The organism is Actinoplanes sp. NPDC048796, from assembly GCF_040650035.1.
Taxonomy (GTDB): domain Bacteria; phylum Actinomycetota; class Actinomycetes; order Mycobacteriales; family Micromonosporaceae; genus Actinoplanes.
On record NZ_JBEZGO010000003.1, the window covers coordinates 327,454 to 344,252 of the forward strand.

General features: G+C 70.9%; 11 protein-coding genes and 1 tRNA gene. 5 read left to right on the plus strand and 7 right to left on the minus strand.

Annotated elements, in window-relative coordinates; all coding sequences use genetic code 11:
* Window positions 1–2 precede the first annotated feature (2 nt).
* Window positions 3–1,448 carry a serine protease gene (locus tag AB0C26_RS15325; RefSeq protein ID WP_360247118.1) on the minus strand — a complete coding sequence of 482 codons (1,446 nt, stop codon included), beginning with the start codon at window positions 1,446–1,448 and terminating at the stop codon, window positions 3–5.
* A gap of 60 nt (window positions 1,449–1,508) precedes the next feature.
* On the opposite strand from AB0C26_RS15325, the gene AB0C26_RS15330 reads away from it, so the two are divergent.
* Window positions 1,509–2,789 carry a DUF4032 domain-containing protein gene (locus AB0C26_RS15330; protein WP_360247120.1) on the plus strand — a complete coding sequence of 427 codons (1,281 nt, stop codon included), beginning with the start codon at window positions 1,509–1,511 and terminating at the stop codon, window positions 2,787–2,789.
* On the opposite strand, the gene AB0C26_RS15335 is transcribed toward AB0C26_RS15330, so the two are convergent.
* Window positions 2,769–4,532 carry a TrkA family potassium uptake protein gene (locus AB0C26_RS15335; protein WP_360247122.1) on the minus strand — a complete coding sequence of 588 codons (1,764 nt, stop codon included), beginning with the start codon at window positions 4,530–4,532 and terminating at the stop codon, window positions 2,769–2,771. The genes AB0C26_RS15330 and AB0C26_RS15335 overlap by 21 nt on opposite strands.
* A 114-nt stretch (window positions 4,533–4,646) precedes the next feature.
* Here AB0C26_RS15335 and AB0C26_RS15340 point away from each other — a divergent pair, with 114 nt between their 5' ends.
* Window positions 4,647–5,432, plus strand: coding sequence for a hypothetical protein (locus AB0C26_RS15340; RefSeq protein ID WP_360247123.1), 786 nt, complete (start codon window positions 4,647–4,649; stop codon window positions 5,430–5,432).
* A 58-nt stretch (window positions 5,433–5,490) separates the two neighbouring features.
* On the opposite strand, the gene AB0C26_RS15345 is transcribed toward AB0C26_RS15340, so the two are convergent.
* Window positions 5,491–8,700 carry a S8 family serine peptidase gene (locus tag AB0C26_RS15345; protein WP_360248247.1) on the minus strand — a complete coding sequence of 1,070 codons (3,210 nt, stop codon included), beginning with the start codon at window positions 8,698–8,700 and terminating at the stop codon, window positions 5,491–5,493.
* 255 nt (window positions 8,701–8,955) lie between these two features.
* A complete protein-coding gene (locus AB0C26_RS15350) occupies window positions 8,956–9,405 on the minus strand; it encodes an AhpC/TSA family protein (RefSeq protein WP_360248249.1) in 450 nt (149 codons plus the stop codon).
* 8 nt (window positions 9,406–9,413) lie between these two features.
* On the opposite strand from AB0C26_RS15350, the gene AB0C26_RS15355 reads away from it, so the two are divergent.
* Window positions 9,414–10,034: a TetR/AcrR family transcriptional regulator C-terminal domain-containing protein gene (locus AB0C26_RS15355; protein ID WP_360248251.1), complete on the plus strand. Its 621-nt coding sequence runs from the start codon at window positions 9,414–9,416 to the stop codon at window positions 10,032–10,034.
* Here AB0C26_RS15355 and AB0C26_RS15360 read toward each other — a convergent pair.
* Window positions 9,991–11,175, minus strand: a complete 1,185-nt coding sequence (locus AB0C26_RS15360; RefSeq protein WP_360247125.1) for a low temperature requirement protein A — start codon at window positions 11,173–11,175, stop codon at window positions 9,991–9,993. The genes AB0C26_RS15355 and AB0C26_RS15360 overlap by 44 nt on opposite strands.
* Window positions 11,172–11,600, minus strand: a complete 429-nt coding sequence (locus tag AB0C26_RS15365) for a GNAT family N-acetyltransferase (protein ID WP_360247127.1) — start codon at window positions 11,598–11,600, stop codon at window positions 11,172–11,174. Before AB0C26_RS15365 ends, AB0C26_RS15360 begins: the two co-directional genes overlap by 4 nt.
* A 54-nt stretch (window positions 11,601–11,654) precedes the next feature.
* Here AB0C26_RS15365 and AB0C26_RS15370 point away from each other — a divergent pair, with 54 nt between their 5' ends.
* Window positions 11,655–15,269, plus strand: coding sequence for an Hsp70 family protein (locus tag AB0C26_RS15370; protein WP_360247129.1), 3,615 nt, complete (start codon window positions 11,655–11,657; stop codon window positions 15,267–15,269).
* A gap of 82 nt (window positions 15,270–15,351) precedes the next feature.
* Here the strand turns inward: AB0C26_RS15370 and ugpC are convergent, their stop codons facing one another.
* A complete protein-coding gene (ugpC, locus tag AB0C26_RS15375) occupies window positions 15,352–16,437 on the minus strand; it encodes a sn-glycerol-3-phosphate ABC transporter ATP-binding protein UgpC (RefSeq protein WP_360247131.1) in 1,086 nt (361 codons plus the stop codon).
* A gap of 139 nt (window positions 16,438–16,576) precedes the next feature.
* On the opposite strand from ugpC, the gene AB0C26_RS15380 reads away from it, so the two are divergent.
* Window positions 16,577–16,650 (plus strand) — tRNA-Thr (locus tag AB0C26_RS15380).
* The last annotated feature ends 149 nt before the right edge of the window (window positions 16,651–16,799 follow it).

Genomic DNA, 16,799 nt, shown 5'->3' on the forward strand with positions numbered 1-16,799 from the left:
AACTAGATGTACGGGCGCAACTTCGCGGCCAGCAGGTCGCCGCGGACGCCCGAGTTGGGGCAGCCGCCGAAGTGGTGCAGGGCAACCACCTTGTCGGTCTTGCGGCTCAGCACCGGCGAGCCGGACGAGCCGCCCTCGGTGTCGCAGTAGTACGCGACGTCGGACTGGGTCGCGTAACCGTTGTAGCCGGGGTCGACCACCGAGCAGTTGCCGGCCTTCTCGCCCAGCGACCCGGCGATCCGGGTGGGCTCGCCGGCCGGGTGCTGCGGCACGTACAGCTCCTGGTTCTTGGCCGGGCGGGCGGTGTCGAGGGTCAGGTAGCCGAATTTGCGTACGGCCGCGAAGTTGGAGACCGAGAAGAGCGTGAAGTCGTAGACGCGGTCGGTCGTCAGGACCGAGGCGCCCCAGACCTTGGTCGGCTTGTAGACGTCGTAGCCACCGCACTGCGCGCACTGGTAGTTGAACCAGACCTCGGTGTCGTGCGCCTCGGCCGTGTTGGTGAAGCAGTGGTTGTTGGTGAGCATGCGGTTCTGCGTGCCGATCCGCCAGCCGGTGCACAGCTCGGTCCCGTTGATCAGGAGCCGGGCGACAGCCTTCGACTTCATGTAGGCCACCGGATCGGACGAGCGGTAGCAGACCGCGTCGGCCGAGGTGTCGCTGCCGCAGACGGACTCCTCCTTGCCCGTACGGCCGGGAACCGTCAGCTGCTCCTCGGGCTGTTCCCGCTGTTCGGAGCGGCTGAAGCCCTTGGCAACCCGGTCGACGTCGACGCCGAGCGTGCCGAGCAGCTCGCCGAGCCGCAGCGGGTCGGCCGGGCCGCGGTGCATCTCCAGCACCGCGGTGTCGCCGGTGACCGACATGGCCCAGCGGTCGCTGTCGTGCTCGCTGAGCTCGGGGGCGTCGTAGCGGTAGGACTCGGTGCCGTCGGCGTTGGAGACGGTCACGTAGTCGCCGGGCAGCATCTCCAGGCGGGAGAAGTGCAGCTTCACATAGGACGCGCCGGGGTAGCGGAACGTCTCCTTCTTCGGCTTGCCGCCCAGGTAGCCGAGCAGCTTGCGCACGCTGAGCAGTTCGCCGACCTTCTGCCGGCCGTCGCCCTTCACCGCGGACGCCGACTCGTGCCGGCCCTCCTGGTCGATCATCCCGGGGGCGGCGCTCGGGGCCGATGGGGCCTTTGTTTCCCCGTCGACGGCCGCGTCCGGCGTTCCCGCCATCGGCGCCGCCTCCGCCCCGGCCGCCGCCTGGTCCGCCCGGTCCGCCTGTTCCGCTTGTTCCGCCTCTTCCGTCTGTTGCGCTGCGACGGGCGTGCGCTCCACCGGCGATGGGGCCTGCTGCCAGGTGCCGACGGGCCGGTTGTCGCCCGCGGCCTTCCACGCGGTCGCGCCGGCCGTGCCGGTCAGGGCCAGAGCCGCGCAGGCCGCGACTGCTATGCCTGCCTTACGTCGCATTTAGTTCAACCCGCCATTCACGTCATATCAGGGACATATGTGCTAATCAGGCGTTCTCGCATGTGTGTAACGAGCCACCTGCGGCAGCGACGCGCCGGGAAGAGCGTGCACACTGGTTCGGTGCGAATCACTTCCGCCGTCGTCGACCCAGCGCTGCTGGAACTGCCGTGGGGCATTCCGCTGGAGGAATGGCCCGCGGATCACCTGGTCGCCCTGCCTCAGGGCATCTCCCGCCACATCGTGCGGTTCGTGAAGCTCAACAACGTGGTGTACGCCCTGAAGGAGACCCGGGAACGGATCGCCGAGAAGGAGTACGACCTGTTGCGCGCGCTCGAGCGCATCGACTTCCCCGCGGTCGAGGCCGTCGGCATCGTCACCGACCGGGAGGACGCGAACGGCGAGCCCCTCGAAAGCGTGCTGATCACGCGGCACCTGCAGTTCTCGCTGCCCTACCGCGCCCTGTTCTCCCACGTGCTGCGGCCGAACACGCTCAACCGGCTGCTCGACGCGCTGGCCGCCCTGGTGGTGCGGATGCACCTCACCGGCTTCTCGTGGGGCGACTGCTCACTGTCGAACACGCTGTTCCGCCGCGACGCCGGCGCCTTCGCGGCGTACCTGGTCGACGCCGAGACCGGCAACCTGTACCCCAAGCTGTCCGAGGGCCAGCGCAGCGAGGACGTCGAGATCCTGCGGCTCAACATCTTCGGCGAGCTGCTCGACCTGGAAGCGGCCGAGCTGCTGCACGAGTCGATCGACCCCGAGGCCGTGGTCGACGACATCGTGGCGCGCTACGAACGGCTGTGGCACGAGGTGACGTACGAGCAGAAGGTGCCCCGTGACGACGCCCGCCACGACATCGAGGGCCGCATCCGCCGCCTCAACGAGCTCGGCTTCGACGTGGCCGAGGTGGCCATGTCCACCACGGACGGCGGTTATCGGGTACGCCCCAAGGTCGTCGACGCCGGCTACCACACGCGCCGCCTGCTGCGCCTGACCGGTCTGGACGCCGAGGAGAACCAGGCCCGGCAGCTGCTGAACGACCTGGACACGTACCGGGCCGAAAGTCTGCTCACCGACGAGCAGCAGGCCGCGCACCGCTGGCTCACCGAAGTCTTCGAGCCGGTGGTCCGGGCCGTACCGCCCGACCTGCGCCGCAAACTGGAGCCGCAGGAGATCTTCACCCAGGTCATCCAGCACAAGTGGCTGCTCTCCGAGCAGGCCGGCCGCGACGTGGGCATGGCCGCGGCCGTGCAGTCCTACCTCAAGGACATCCTGGCCAAGAAGCCCGACGAGCAGGCCGTCCTCGGCGTCGAGGTCGGCTCACTCGCCGGCAGCGTCTAGCGCGTCCAGCGGCCGCGCCGCCTGCTCGAGCAGAATCCGCAGACCGGCGCGGCGGGCCACCACCACGATCTCGTCGCCCGGCGCCAGCACGCGCCGGGCGTCGGGCGTCCAGTCGACCCACTCCGACCCGGCCGCCGTCATCCCGATCACCCGGACGCTCTCCGGCCGGTCGGCGCCCTGCAGGGCGGCGCCGTCCAGGGCCGAACCGGCCGTCACCTTGACCGCGGCCACCAGCAGCGCGTGCCGCTCGACCGGGATGGTGGCCAGCACCTCGCGCTCCAGCATCGCGGCCGCGAAGGCCGGCGCGCACAGCCGCGAGACGCTGCGCGAGATGTCGATGTTGAACGCGTCCTGCACCCGCCGCGCGAAGTCGTCGTCGAACAGCCGCAACACCACCCGGATGCCGTCGCGGGCCTGCCGCGCGTGCAGGGCGGCCTGCAGGTTGACCGAGTCGTCGGTGGAGACCACGACCAGCGCCTGGCAGCTCGCGATGGAGGCCGACCGCAGAGTCGCCTCCAGCGCCGCGTCGCCGATGATCACCGGCACGCCGAGATCCTCGGCCACCTTGACACCCCGCGCCTCGGGGTTGCGGTCGATCGCCACCACGTCGAGGCCGAGATCGGTCAGCTGGCGCAGCACCCGGGTGCCGACGTTGCCCAGCCCGACCAGCACGATGTGGCCCGTGTAGACCTTGAGGATCTCGCCCCGGTTCAGGGCCAGCCGCGTCTTGACCACGCCGTCGACCACGGCCGCGGTGACCAGCGGCAGCAGCGCCACCCCGGCCAGGGTCAGCACCAGCTGCGCGGCCTGGGCCGCGGGATCCCGGTTCTCCTCCACATCGGACGAGCCGACCATGGTCAGCAACGTGACGTAGATCGACTTCCAGAATCCCTGCACGCCGGTGAAGTGGGTCAGCAGCGCGCCGGACACCACGGTGAGCCCCAGCGCGACCAGCACCGCGATGCCGAGCTTGCGGCTCAGGCCGACCCGGACGGCCCGGCCGATCGACAGCCACGGCCGCCGGCGCCGGCCCTCGCGGGACAGCCGGCGGGCGGTCACCGCCTGCGCGGCCGGGCGCCGCCCGGCCTCGGCCAGTACGAGATCGGCCGGGCGGGGTTCCGAGTCCGGCGGCAGCACCGTCGTCCGCCCGTTGCCGTCCGAAGTGGCCAGTGTGAGCAGGACCGCGTCGTCCGGCACGTCGGCCCGTTTGGCCACGTTCATCGTGCGGGCCGCGTAGCGGAAGTGGGTCGGCGCGACCTCGCCGAGCGCGGCCGCGACGAAGGCCGGCGCGGCCATCGCGGCGTCCGACAGCACCGCGCAGTCGGCGAAGAGCCGCCGCACCCCGTACGCCAGACCGGTGTTGAACATGCGGATGACGAGCCGCAGGTCACCCTCGACCGCGCGGGCGCAGAGCGCGGCGTGCAGGTTGACCATGTCGTCCGGCATCACCAGGGCCAGCGCGTCGGCCCCGGCCAGCCCGGCGTCGCGAAAGGTGCGCTCGTCGAGCCGGGTCGCGGTGATCACCCGGACGCCCCGGGCCCGTAGGTCACCCAGATCGGTTACGGCCGACTTCAGCTCGGGCGGCGTGATCAGGGTGAGCCGGACCCGGTGGCCGGACCGGGCCAGCTCCTCGGCCAGCGTGTAGACCAGGGCGTCCGATCCGCAGACGACCAGGTGCGGACGGGCGTCGCTCGTCCGCTCGCGCAGCCGCGCCATGAAGGATCTACCTTGATCGGTTGCCACGCCGCGATCGTAACCAGCCGGAACCCGCCACCGGGGCCGCTCGTTGCCCCATCCGAGCCTTTAGTCCGAATTAGGGCTAATGGTCAGCATCCCCCAGTCGCCAGGAGGAGTTCAGTGCGCAAAACGATCGTCGCCGGAGTGGTGCTCGCCGGAGGGATCTTCCTGTTCGGGGCCACCCCCGCGCAGGCCGATCTGATCCCGGGCGCGGGTACCGACACCGCCGAGCAGCAGCTCGACCAGCGTCTCGCCGACCTGCTCGGGCAGAGCAACGGCGTCAATGTGGACAATCCGCTGCGCTACAGCTCGCTCAACGACAGCCCGCTCGCGCAGAACCCCGTCGTGGGATTCAAGGCGCCGACCGGCACGCCCGACCTGAACCCGCTGCTGCCCGGCAACGCCGCCAACGAGCCGAAGCCGCAGCTCCCGGCGGCCGACGTGGTCGGCGGCACGCTCCAGCGCACCCGCAGCGGGCAGGCCCTCGACCGGCCGCTGCGCGACGTCCCGCTGCAGGACAACCCGCTCCAGGATCTCCCCCTGCGGCAGCTGCCGCTGCAGAACCTGCCGCTGCTGGGCAACTCCGGTGGCCTGTCCGGCGGCGGTCTGCCGCTGGTCGGCGGCCTGCTCATGCCCGACGGCCGGCCCTCGCCCGGCCTGAACCGGCCGATCGCCCGCAAGGCGGCCGGCAACACCCCCGACACCAGCGGCCTCCCGGCCGGCGGCATGGCCATCATCCCGGCCGCCGACGCCGCGCCCGCCCAGCCGAAGCCGAACAAGCGGCCCAAGCCGGCCCCCGCCGCGACCCCTGACGACCCGCGCCTGCACGAGGAGCCGATCGACGAGCACCGCCAGTTCTCGCCGAACGGCCGCCCGGTCGCCGGGATCGACCAGCAGTACAAGTAGTCCTCTCACCCAGGAAGGCCCGCCCCACCAGGGACGGGCCTTCCTGTTTCGGCCGTGCTCAGCCGGCGATCGACGCCACGACGACCGTGGCCCGGCCGACGACCGCGCCCTCGTCCGTCACGATGGCCAGGTCACCGAAGAGCTCCCGGTTCGCCGGCGGCGTCGAGGCCACCGTGACCGAGCCGGTCACCGTGGTGCTCGCCCCGTTGGCCAGGGTGGTCGCCGCACCCGGCACGTCCACCGTGCCCAGCGCGGTGCTGTAGTAGACGTCCAGGTAGTCGTAGGCCGTCGAGCCCGCGGGCACCGAATAGCCGTCGACCACGACCCGGTAGTCGCCCGCCGGCGGGTTCGCCAGCGAGATCGACTCCTCCGAGTCGCCGTCCGCGTCCTGCCCGACCAGTTCGCCGTCCCGGTACAGGCTCAGGTCGAGGTCGGCCGCCGCGTCGGCCGGGTTGCCGATCGCCACGTTCAGCGAGGCCGAGCCGGCCGGCAGCGTGAACGTGAACTCCTGGCTCTCGCCCTCGGCGATCGTCGGCCGCTGCCGGTTGGCGCTGCCGAGCGGGCCGCCCTGCGCGGTGACCTTCACCGGGCCGAAGTTGTTCTTCACGGTCCAGGTGACCGGGTTGGCCGCGCCGACCGTCACGTTCGACAGCGTCGTGGTCTCCGGCGTGACCGTCACACCCTGCACCTTGGCGGTCAGCGTGAACGGGTTGCTCAGCACCGGGGTGGTGCGCCGCGACTCGACCTCGAGCTCCCAGACGCCGGGGATCGGGTTCTCGTACGCCCGCTCGCTCGGCTTGCAGGCCGCCTCGTCGCTGTAGTTGCTGTAGCAGGCCGTCGACGCGGTGTCCTCGACCGGCACACCGTACGGGTTGATGCCGATCCACCGGGTCTGCGAGCCGGCCGCGAGGCCGGACAGGTCGACCTGCAGCGCCTTCGTGCCGACCGGCACGTTGACGTAGAACGAGGTCGTCGAGCTGCGGTCGACCGCGCCCTTGAAGGTGTTGGAGTACGCCGGCTTCGGCGACTCGACAGCGGCCACGACCGTGTTCAGCACCTCGAAGTCGATGACCGGGGTGCTCGGGTCGTCGACCTCGAGCAGACCAGCCGTGACGCCGTTGTTGGCGCGGACCACGACCGGCACGGTGACCGTCTTCTTCAGCGGCAGCACGACCAGCGGCGACGACAGGAAGTTACCCCGGTCGCCCTTCCAGCTGAGCTTGTGGAGCACCGGGTAGCTCGGTCCCGACGTACGGGTCAGCTTGATGTTGACGACCTTGGTCTGCCCGGGCTTGAAACCGCCGGCCGAGGCCGCGCACCGGTTGTAGAGGCCGACGCCCTGGCCGTCGGTGGCCAGCAGGTCGTCCAGCGGCGTGCAGACCGGCGCCGACGACGTGTAGTCGCGGGTCGCCGACTTCTTCTTCAGCAGCGTCCACGCGCTGGGCACGTCGAGCTGGCCGTAACCCTGCTCGTTGACCTGCTCGCCTCCGATGGTGTCGGCGGTCGAGTAGATCGCCCGGCGCAGCGACGCCGGCGAGACCTTGAGGCCGTTCTGCTTGGCCGCCGAGAGCAGCAGCGCCGCACCACCGGCGGCCTGCGGGGAGGCCATCGAGGTGCCGTTCTGCATCGAGTAGCCGGGCGGCAGCGTGTACGGCACGGTGGCCAGGCCGGGCACGACCTCCCAGGTCGGGCTCAGCGAGACGGCCGAACCGGGCGCCGCGATGTTCGGCTTGAACCCGCCGTCCTCCCGCGGTCCCCGCGAGGAGAACGGGATGAGCTGCTGGTTCTTGCGGGTGACGGCGCCGTAGTTGGAGAGCCAGGTTTCCTTGGTGATGCTGGCGGCGACGCTGACCACGTCGGTGGCCACCGACGGGTCGCCGATCGTGTTGACACCCGGGCCGCTGTTGCCGGCCGAGATGAACATCTGCACGCCGTACTTGCGGATCAGGTCGTTGTAGAGGTCGGCCCGCGCGTTGTTGCCGTCGTTGAGCGCGGGCAGGCCGCCGATCGACATGTTGATCACGTCGACGTGCCGGTTGATGACCAGGTCGGACATGCCGGTGGTCAGCGCGGCGGCGGTGCAGCCGCCACCCCACGAGCAGGCCCGGGACGAAACGATCTTCGCGCCGGGGGCCTGGCCGTCGAAGTTGGCGTTGCCGAGCAGGTCGTTACCGGCGGCGATACCGGCCACGTGCGAAGCGTGCAGGCTCTCCGGGATGCCGATGTTGACGAAGTCGGCGACCGTGCCCGCGGGGTAGCCGGCCGGCTCGATGTCGACGTCCTCGCGATACTCGACGACGAACGGCATCCGCTCGGCCACCGCGGTGGCCGGGTTGTCGGTGCCGAAGTAGCCGATGTCGTACTTCTCCTTGTACGGCCGCATCACGGCGTCGTCGGTGAAGTCGAAGTTCTGGTTGACGTCGACACGGATGTCGTGCGACTCCGGGTCGTAGAGGATGCCCCAGGTGTCGGTGGTGTCGCCGTCGCGGTTGACGTCACCGGCGGCGTCGCTGGCCTTGGTGATCGACTCGCTGAAGCGGTTGACCCGGTAGTTGCCGGCCGGTGCTTTCCAGGTCGCGCCCGCGAAGGTGAACGAGGGGCCGGCGACCGAGGTGATCATGGCCCGCCACGAGCCGTCGCCCTCGAGCACCGGGTCGGTCGAGGTGACCCAGTCGACGATCTTGCGCTCGCCGGTGGTGGTCTTCTGGAGGGCCGGGTGCGCGATGTCCACACCGGAGTCCATGATGCCGATGGTGATGCCGCGACCGTCGTACTTCGGGTTCTTCTTCTTGAAGTCCACCGAGCCGGTCTCGTCGGTCGGCAGGTACGGGTTCGCGGCCGGCGTCTGCGGGCCCGGAGGCGCCGGCGGCGCGGCCGGCTTGGCCGACTGCGTGCCGGCCAGGTCGGCCTCGGGCAGCTTGATGGTCTCGTCCAGGTCGACGGCCTGAATGCCGGCGAGCTTGGCGGCGGCGACGACCCGGCCGGTCGGCACCGAGGCCAGCACGTAGCCGATCTGGTCGAAGCGCCGCGCCACGACGCCGCCCAGGGCCTCGATCTTGGCGGCCACCTCGGCCGACTTGCCGTCCTCGGCCGCGATGATGACCGTGACGTTCTTCTTCTTGGCCGCTTCGGCCTGGGCCAGCAGTTCGGCGTCGTGCGAGCCGAGGGTGTCGGCCGGCGACTCCTTGGGGGTGTCGGAAGCACGCTGCTGTGCGGCGGGCAGAACGCCCGAGCCGGGCTCCGCCGCGGCCGGGAGCGAACCGGTCATCGTCGCCGCGCCGGTGGCCAGACCGGCCGCCAGAACCGAGATGAACGTTCGACGGCCCCATGTGGATTGTTGTCTCACGTACGGGTCCTCCGGAAGGAAGGCGCTCAGCGGGGGTGCACAGAGCGCATCTGGAGAATCTTCCGATCGATCGGAATAGAAGTCACTACGGTCGATAACGTCGTGACGAGCCCGTGACATTACGTTCGACGCATGGAATCCAGCAGATTTCCGGCCGGTTACCAGGGGAAACACCCGCTATGGGTCCATCGATATAGGCCCATGCGAAGCCAATTGCCCGACCCGCAGGATCTCGTCGACATCCCATTGGTCGTACGCATGATGCCCGAACTTGCTCGTCACCGTGCGCCCGTCCGGCGCGATCAGGAAATCCGCCGGCAGCCCGAGCCGCCCCTGCGCCTGAGTGCCGGCCGGGCCCGCTTCCCGCCGCCGCGCGATCATCACCGAGCTGCGCGCGACGGCCCGTATCAGAGGCCACCACGCCCGCGGATGCAGCAGCGACCGCGGCGACGCCTGCACCCCGTACTCCCGATAGAGCCTCTTCTCCGGATCGGGGATGACGGCGAACGGCAGGTCGTACTGCCGAAGCTCCTCGGCCGGCGAATGGAAGACGACAATCTCGCGGATGCCGGCCGCCTCGATCTCGGCGTGCCGCCGGACGATCGACTGGAGATGGAGATTGCAGATGGGACACCCTGCACCCCGACCGCCTCGCCGAGGCCGCGCTCGCCGTCATCGACCGCGACGGCCTGGCCGGGCTGACCATGCGCGCCGTCGCCACCGAGCTCGCGATGAGCACCATGGCGCTCTACCGCTACGTGGCCGACCGCGACGAGCTCGAACTGCTCGTGGCCGACTGGTGCCTGCGCGATCTCGACACGTCCCCGCCCGCCGATCCGCAATGGACGAACCAGATCAAAGCCCTTTCCTTGCGGGTACGGGATCAGGTCGGCGCCCGCCCGGGGGCGGTGCCGCTTCTGATCGCCAATCGCCAGCGCAGCCGCCCGCTGCTGCGCTGGGCCGAGACCGTGGTGACGGTCCTGGCCGGGGCCGGCTTCACCGGCACCGACCGGGTGATCGCGCTGCGGGCGCTGGTCGGATACCTCAACGGCGCCCTGCTCCAGGAACAGCTCGGCGCCCTCGATGGCCCCGGTACCGAGGCCATCGCCGCTCAGACCGATTTCCCGATCATGCGGGAGACCGCTCGCGCCGCCCGCGACGTCTCGCCCGAGCGGGAGTTCGCGGGCGGCCTCGACGTCGTGCTGCGCGGGCTCAGCCGATCGGGTCGGGAACCCGGCGGGCGCCGGCCGAGTTGACCGCGACCAGGACGACCAGCAACACCGCGAGCACCGCGATCGAGCCCGGCACCAACGGCGTCAGCAGGCAGCAGACGACACCGGCCGGGTACGTGGCCAGCAGCAGCCCCCGCTGGTGGGGGCGGATGTGCAGCAGCCAGACGAAGAACAGGTAGACCGCCACCGGCACCGCGATCGCGTACGCGGCCACGGTCCGGGAGATCTCCGCGTGGTGGGTCACGTAGTCGACGTTGACGCCGATGCCGGCGCCGACCGCGGCCGCCGCCGCGAAGATGAAGTAGTGGCCGTAACCCCACATCAGCGACGTCCGCAGCCGGGTGATCAGGTTGTGCGCCGACCGGTCGAAGTACGTCCACCACAGCGCGAAGACGATCACGATGCCGGAGACCGCCAGCATGATCAGTTCGGTCTGATCGGTGCCATCACCCTCGTTGAGGGCACTCTGGAACGCGACCGTCGCCGACAGCACGGCCTCACCCAGCACGATGATCGTGAACAGGCCGTACCGCTCGGTGATGTGATGCGGGTGGTAGGTCGTCGGCCCGCCCGGCGCCGCCTCGGCCCACACCGGCACGGCCAGCTCCAGCAGGGCCAGCGCCACGAAGGCGGGCGTGATCCACGGCGAGTCGTGCGGGATCAGCAGGCGCAGCAGCCAGAGCACCTGGACGACGGTCACACCGATCGCGTACCGGTAGGCGGTCGGCCGGCGCTGCGGGTCGGAGCGGGCCGCCCGCAACCACTGCGACACCAGGGCGAGCCGCATGACCACATACCCGATGGTGATGACCAGGAAGTCGGTCCGTTCGAAGGCCGATTCGACACCGGCCGCCAACACCAGCGCGCCGGCGATCTGCACCAGCGTGGTGATCCGGTAGACGTCGTCGTCGGTGTCGTAGGCCGAGGCGAACCAGGTGAAGTTCATCCACGCCCACCAGATCGCGAAGAACACCGTCAGGTAGCCGTAGAGCCCGTGCCCGACGTGGTGTTCGGCGATGCTGTGGTGCAGCGGCAGGGCGGCCTGGGCCACCGCCACCACGAAACAGAGGTCGAAGAAGAGTTCCAGCGGCGTCGACACGCGGTGCGGCTCGTCGGCCGAGCGCGCCCGCATCGGCGCCAGGAAGTTGCGGACCGGACTCGTCATTCGCGCTCTCCGTCTATGAAATCCCAGTTGAGGAGGGTGAACGGCGCCTCCTCGGAAGCGCCGGCCCGCCGGTACGTGGCGCGGGCCGCGACATTTTCCGGCTCGGTGCCGACCCACATGCCGTAGCAGCCGCCGCGCCGGGCGATCGCCGCCAACTCTTCGACCAGACGGGTGGCGACTCCGTGACCGCGCGCCGCCTCGGTCACACCGAGCTCGTAGATGAACATCTCGGTGCCCTTGTCCGGGTGGGTCAATTCCACCCCCGAAACCATTCCCACGGGTACGCCGTCCTGGTCGTACGCCAGCAGCAGATGGTGTCCCGGGCTGGCGAGAAACCGCTCGGTCGCCCCCGGCAGCGGCGGCGTGTCGAACAGCTCCGCGGCGGCGTACACCGCCGCGGCTTCGATGATCCGCTCGATACGCATGGCGACCACGATAGGTGGCGGGTCCCGTCGTACCCAGGTCGTAGCATGACGCGCATGACCGACGGCTTCGTGCTCGGTGTCGACCTCGGCACGTCGCACACGGTGGCCATGCTGCGCCGCCCCGACGCGCGGACCCGTCCGCTGCTCTTCGACGGCCGCCCGTCGCTGCCGTCGGCGGTCTTCCTCGACCCCACCGGCCGCCTGCACGTCGGCGCCGACGCCCTGCGCCTGGGCCAGGCCGACCCCGGCCGCCTCGAACCCCACCCGAAACGCCACATCGACGCTGACGAGATCATGCTCGGCGACGGCGCCACGATCCCGGTCGCCACCCTGCTGGCCGCCCTGCTCGAGGCGGTGGCCCGCGAGGCGGTCGCCACCGCCGGCTTCCTGCCGCCCGCGGTGATCACCTACCCCGCGTCGTGGGGCGCCCGCCGCCGAGCCGTCCTGACCCGCGCCATCAGCCAGGCCGGCTGGCCGTCCGACACGCTGGGCGCCCCCGCCAAGACCACGCTGGTGACCGAGCCGGTGGCAGCCGCGCGCTACTTCGCCGAAGTCCTGCGCCGCCCCTTGCCCGACACGTCGTCCCTGGCCGTCTTCGACTTCGGCGGCGGCACCCTGGACGTGGCAGTGGTCCGCCGAGAGGGCCCCTCGTTCACGGTGGCAGCTTCCGGCGGAGCCGACGACCTGGGCGGCCTGGACATCGACGCGGCCCTGGCCGACCACCTGGGCAAGTCCCTGAGCGGCGCCGAGCCCGCAGCCTGGCAGTCCTTGACCGAGCCGGTGACGCTGGCCCAGTGGCGCGCCCGCCGCCAGTTCTGGGAGGACATCCGAGGCGCGAAGGAGATGCTGTCCCGAAGCTCCTTCGCCCCCGTCCCGGTCCCCGGCGTAGAACAGGCCGCCCACCTGACCCGCGACGAACTGGAGGCGGCCGCCACCCCTCTGATCCGCCGCGGCGTGGCCGAGGCCGCCACGGTGATCGCCGCCGCCGGCTTGTCCCCCACCGACCTGGCCGGCCTGTTCCTGGTCGGCGGCTCCTCCCGAGTGCCGTTGGTGGCCCGCCTGCTGCACAGCGAACTCGGCATAGCCCCCACAGTCCTGGAACAGCCCGAACTAGCCGTAGCCGAAGGCGCCACCATGGCCGCCGCCCTGCGCTATGCCCCAGCCGTCTCCACCAAAGCCACCCCGCCTCCCACACCGACCACCGCGCCGGACTTCCCACCCCCGATCACCGACACCCAGATCGCCAACACCCCGGTAGACCCGATCTCCCCAGCCGCCGCCACACCACCCACCGCCACACCGCCCACCGCCACCACACCGCCCGCCGCCACACCGCCTGCCGCCACACCCCCTGCCGCCACCGCGCCCGCCGCCACACCCCCTGCCGCCACACCGCCCGCCGCCGCCACACCCCCTGCCGCCACACCGCCCGCCGCCACACCCCCTGCCGCCACATCGCCCGCCGCCGCCACACCGCCTGCCGCCACACCGCCCGCCGCCACGCAGCCGACGGCACCGCAGGTCACCGCACAGCCATCGGCGCCGCCCGTCGCGACACCGCCTGACGCCACACCGCCTGACGCCACACCGCCTGCCGCCGCACCACCGGACGCCGCACCGCCTGCAGCCGCACCACCGGACGCCACACCGCCTGCAGCCGCACCACCGGACGCCGCACCGCGGGACGCCGCACAGCCCGCCACCACACGGCCGGCGGCGCCGCGGGACACCGCACAGCCATCGGCGCCGCCCGTCACGACACCGCCTCACGCCGCACCGCCGGACGCCACACCGCCCGCCGCCGTGCCGCCCGCCGCCGTGCCGCCCGACGCTCCACCCCCCGACGCCCCACCCCCCGACGCCGCCCCGCCCAACGCCGCCCCGCCCGACGCTGCGACCGACAAAACGGACGAGCGCGAGTACATCGAGGCCGTCGACCCGTGGGCCACCGCCGAGGCCGAGGCGATCGCCGCCGGTCACATGCAGCCCTCATCAGCCGCGCCGCTGTCATCAGCCCCGCCATCGTCCGCGCCGCCAAGCGCCCAGCCGTGGTCCGCGCCGTCAAACGCCGGGTCGTCAAACAACGGGCCGTCAGGTCCAGGGCCGTCAGCCGCCGGGCCGTGGTCCGCGCCGTCAGCCGCCGGGCCGTGGTCCGCGCCGTCAACCGCAGGGTCGGCGTCCGCGCCGCCGTCTTCCGGGCCGTCAAACGCAGGGCCGTCGTCCGGGTCGCCGTCGACCGCAGGGCCGTCGTCCGCCGCGCCCTGGCAGCCGCCGGCGCCGCCACCCGCGTACGCCCCCGAAGCGTCACCCGTCCCCAAGAGCAAGAGACGCCGCACGTGGGTCATCGCCGGGGCCGCGACCCTCGCCGTCGTGCTTGCGGCCGGCTCGGCCCTGGCCTGGACTCTGTGGCCCCGTTACCCCGCCCTCGACTACCACCCCCTCTCCGCCCTTCAGCACCTGCCGGCCGCCGTGCCGATCGGCTCCTCCTGGTCGGACGCCGCCGTGATCGGCGACCGCGTTTATTTCGCCAGCACCGATTACGACAACGGGGACCTCGGTGTCGTTGCCTTCGACGACGGGGCGAAATCCGCCGCCTGGAGCCGGAAGCAGGCCGGCGTCGCCCAGCGCTGGCGCCAGATGGTCGCCCTCCCCGACGGGGTCGCCCTCTTCAGCGACACCGACCTCGACAAGGGCACCCGCGAGGTCGTACTCCTGGACGCCGACAAGGGCGATAAGCGCTGGCAGCGCACGGTCGGCCGCGATGATCTCGTCTACTTCGCGGGCGATCACGCGGTCGTCGCCGACCGGGCGGGGCGGCGCCTTGTCGGCCTGAAGCTCGAAGACGGCAGCGAGGACTGGGTCCGCCCCGATCCCGGCGACTCCACCTCGGCCACCGCCGTCCACCTGGTCACCACTTCCGGCGACCTCGACGGCCCGGCCGGGCTGACCGGCCGCCCGTTCGACGCCGACCTCGGCGACGACCCCCGGCTCGTACAGATCACGCCCGATCGTGAGGCCCGGCTCATCGACGCCAGGACCGGCGCGGTGGTCGCCTCCCGGCAGAGCGTGGCCGGCCCCGACGACGAAGTGGTCGCCCACAACGGCCGCCTGATCGTCCGGGAGGACGAGGCCGCCGACCGCATCGTCACCTATCGGCTCGACAAGCTCGGCGAGCCCGACGTCGCGTACACCGCACGCAGCGCCACCGCCCGGCTCAGCGCCGTCGTTCCCTGCGGCGACGACCGGGTCTGCGCGGTCGAGGGGACCGGCTACGGCGACGAGAACGCCACCGTCGTCGCCCTCGACGTGGCCAAGGGCGAGAAGCTCTGGGAACGCAAGGTCGCCAAGGCCGACACCCTCGTTCCGGTCGGCGAGGCCGTTCTGGCCCGTTCCACGGCGCCGGAGACCACCCTCGTCGACGCCGCCGGCAAGCAGATCTGGACGGGCAAGGCCGACGCCGTACGTCTGGACGCCGCCAACGTCCTCGAGTTCAGCAAGCCGCTCGTCGGCTACGTCGACGACCCCGCCGTCGCCGGCCGGCATCTCGGCGACGACCCGGTGCAGCTCGGCCCCCTTCAGGGCGTCCGCACCAGCTCCTGCGCCTGGAACACGTCGCTGTTGGCCTGCGTCGCCGACGAGGATTTTGTGGTGACCAGCTTCGCCGACTAGAAACCGAGCCGGCTAGAAACCGAGCCGGCTGAAACAGAAAGGCGGCCCCCCAACCGGGAGGCCGCCTTTTACTGAAACAGCGTCAGATGCGCACGCCGGTCTCGGCGTTGAACACGTGGAGCGCGTTCGCCTGCGGCTTGACGTAGACGGTCTCGCCCATGTTGGGCATGTGGCGCCGGTCGGTACGGACCGTGAAGCGCTCCGAACCACCCTCGAGCTCGGCGTGGCCGTACACGTTCGCGTCCGAGCCGAGGTCCTCGACGAGGTCGACGACGATCGGGAAGCCACCCTCGTTCTCCGACACCAGGTCGGCGGCCTCGGGGCGGAAGCCGATGGTGACCTTGCCGCCACCGTTCTGCGCGCCCGCCACCTGCTCGCGGGTCAGCGGCACGGCCAGCGTGCCGAAGTGGCCACCCGCCTCGGTCAGCGGAACGGTCTTGATGTTCATGGCGGGCGAGCCCATGAAGCCGGCGACGAAGACGTTGCCGGGGGTGTCGTACAGCGCACGCGGGGTGTCCACCTGCTGGAGCACACCGTCGAGCATGACGGCCACGCGGTGGCCCATCGTCATGGCCTCGACCTGGTCGTGCGTCACGTACACGGTGGTGACGCCCAGCTTGGCCTGCAGCGTGGCGATCTGCGAACGCGTCTGCACACGCAGCTTCGCGTCGAGGTTCGACAGCGGCTCGTCCATGAGGAACACCTGCGGCTCACGCACGATCGCGCGGCCCATGGCGACACGCTGACGCTGACCACCGGAGAGCGCCTTCGGCTTACGCGACAGGTACTCGTCGAGCTGCAGAAGAGCCGCGGCCTCCTTGACTCGGCGGTCGATCTCCGCCTTCGAGGTCTTGCGCAGCTTCAGAGCGAAGGCCATGTTCTCGTACACCGACATGTGCGGGTAGAGAGCGTAGTTCTGGAAGACCATCGCGATGTCGCGCGACTTCGGAGGAAGGTTCGTGACGTCCTTGCCCTCGATGAGGATGCGGCCCCGGTCGACGTCCTCGAGCCCCGCGAGCATGCGCAGCGAGGTGGACTTGCCACAACCGGAGGGACCGACCAGTACGAGGAACTCCCCGTCACCGATCTCGAGATCGAGCTCGTTCACCGCGGGACGCTCAGACCCCGGGTAGATACGAGAGGCCTTGTCATAGGTAACCGTAGCCATGGTGAAGCAACTTCCTTTCCACCGGCAGGAACGTGCCGGACGATCCGAGTGGAAACAGCCCCGTAAACGTAAAGCTTTTTACACGTCATGCCAAGGGCAGCCCATAAGCCCACAGCAGATATGCTGACTCCGCACACACGCCCCTGTAGCTCAGATGGCCAGAGCACCCGTCTTGTAAACGGGAGGTCGTCGGTTCGATCCCGACCGGGGGCTCGCTGGAGCAGGAGTCTGCTTGCAAAAGCGCAAGCCGGGCCAGCTCGCGTATCTACCTGGGGGCCGAGCCCCCAGACCCCCACGGTGCGGTGGGTGCGGTGGGTGCGGTGGGTGCGGTGGGTGCGGTGGGTGCGGTGGGTGCGGGGCGT

Coding starts and splice junctions, on each gene's coding strand:
- AB0C26_RS15325 (WP_360247118.1), bottom strand. CDS start 1,448: ATGCGACGTAAGGCAGGCATAGCAGTCGCGGCCTGCGCGGCTCTGGCC.
- AB0C26_RS15330 (WP_360247120.1), top strand. CDS start 1,509: ATGTGTGTAACGAGCCACCTGCGGCAGCGACGCGCCGGGAAGAGCGTG.
- AB0C26_RS15345 (WP_360248247.1), bottom strand. CDS start 8,700: ATGACCGGTTCGCTCCCGGCCGCGGCGGAGCCCGGCTCGGGCGTTCTG.
- AB0C26_RS15360 (WP_360247125.1), bottom strand. CDS start 11,175: ATGACGAGTCCGGTCCGCAACTTCCTGGCGCCGATGCGGGCGCGCTCG.
- AB0C26_RS15365 (WP_360247127.1), bottom strand. CDS start 11,600: ATGCGTATCGAGCGGATCATCGAAGCCGCGGCGGTGTACGCCGCCGCG.
- AB0C26_RS15370 (WP_360247129.1), top strand. CDS start 11,655: ATGACCGACGGCTTCGTGCTCGGTGTCGACCTCGGCACGTCGCACACG.
- ugpC (WP_360247131.1), bottom strand. CDS start 16,437: ATGGCTACGGTTACCTATGACAAGGCCTCTCGTATCTACCCGGGGTCT.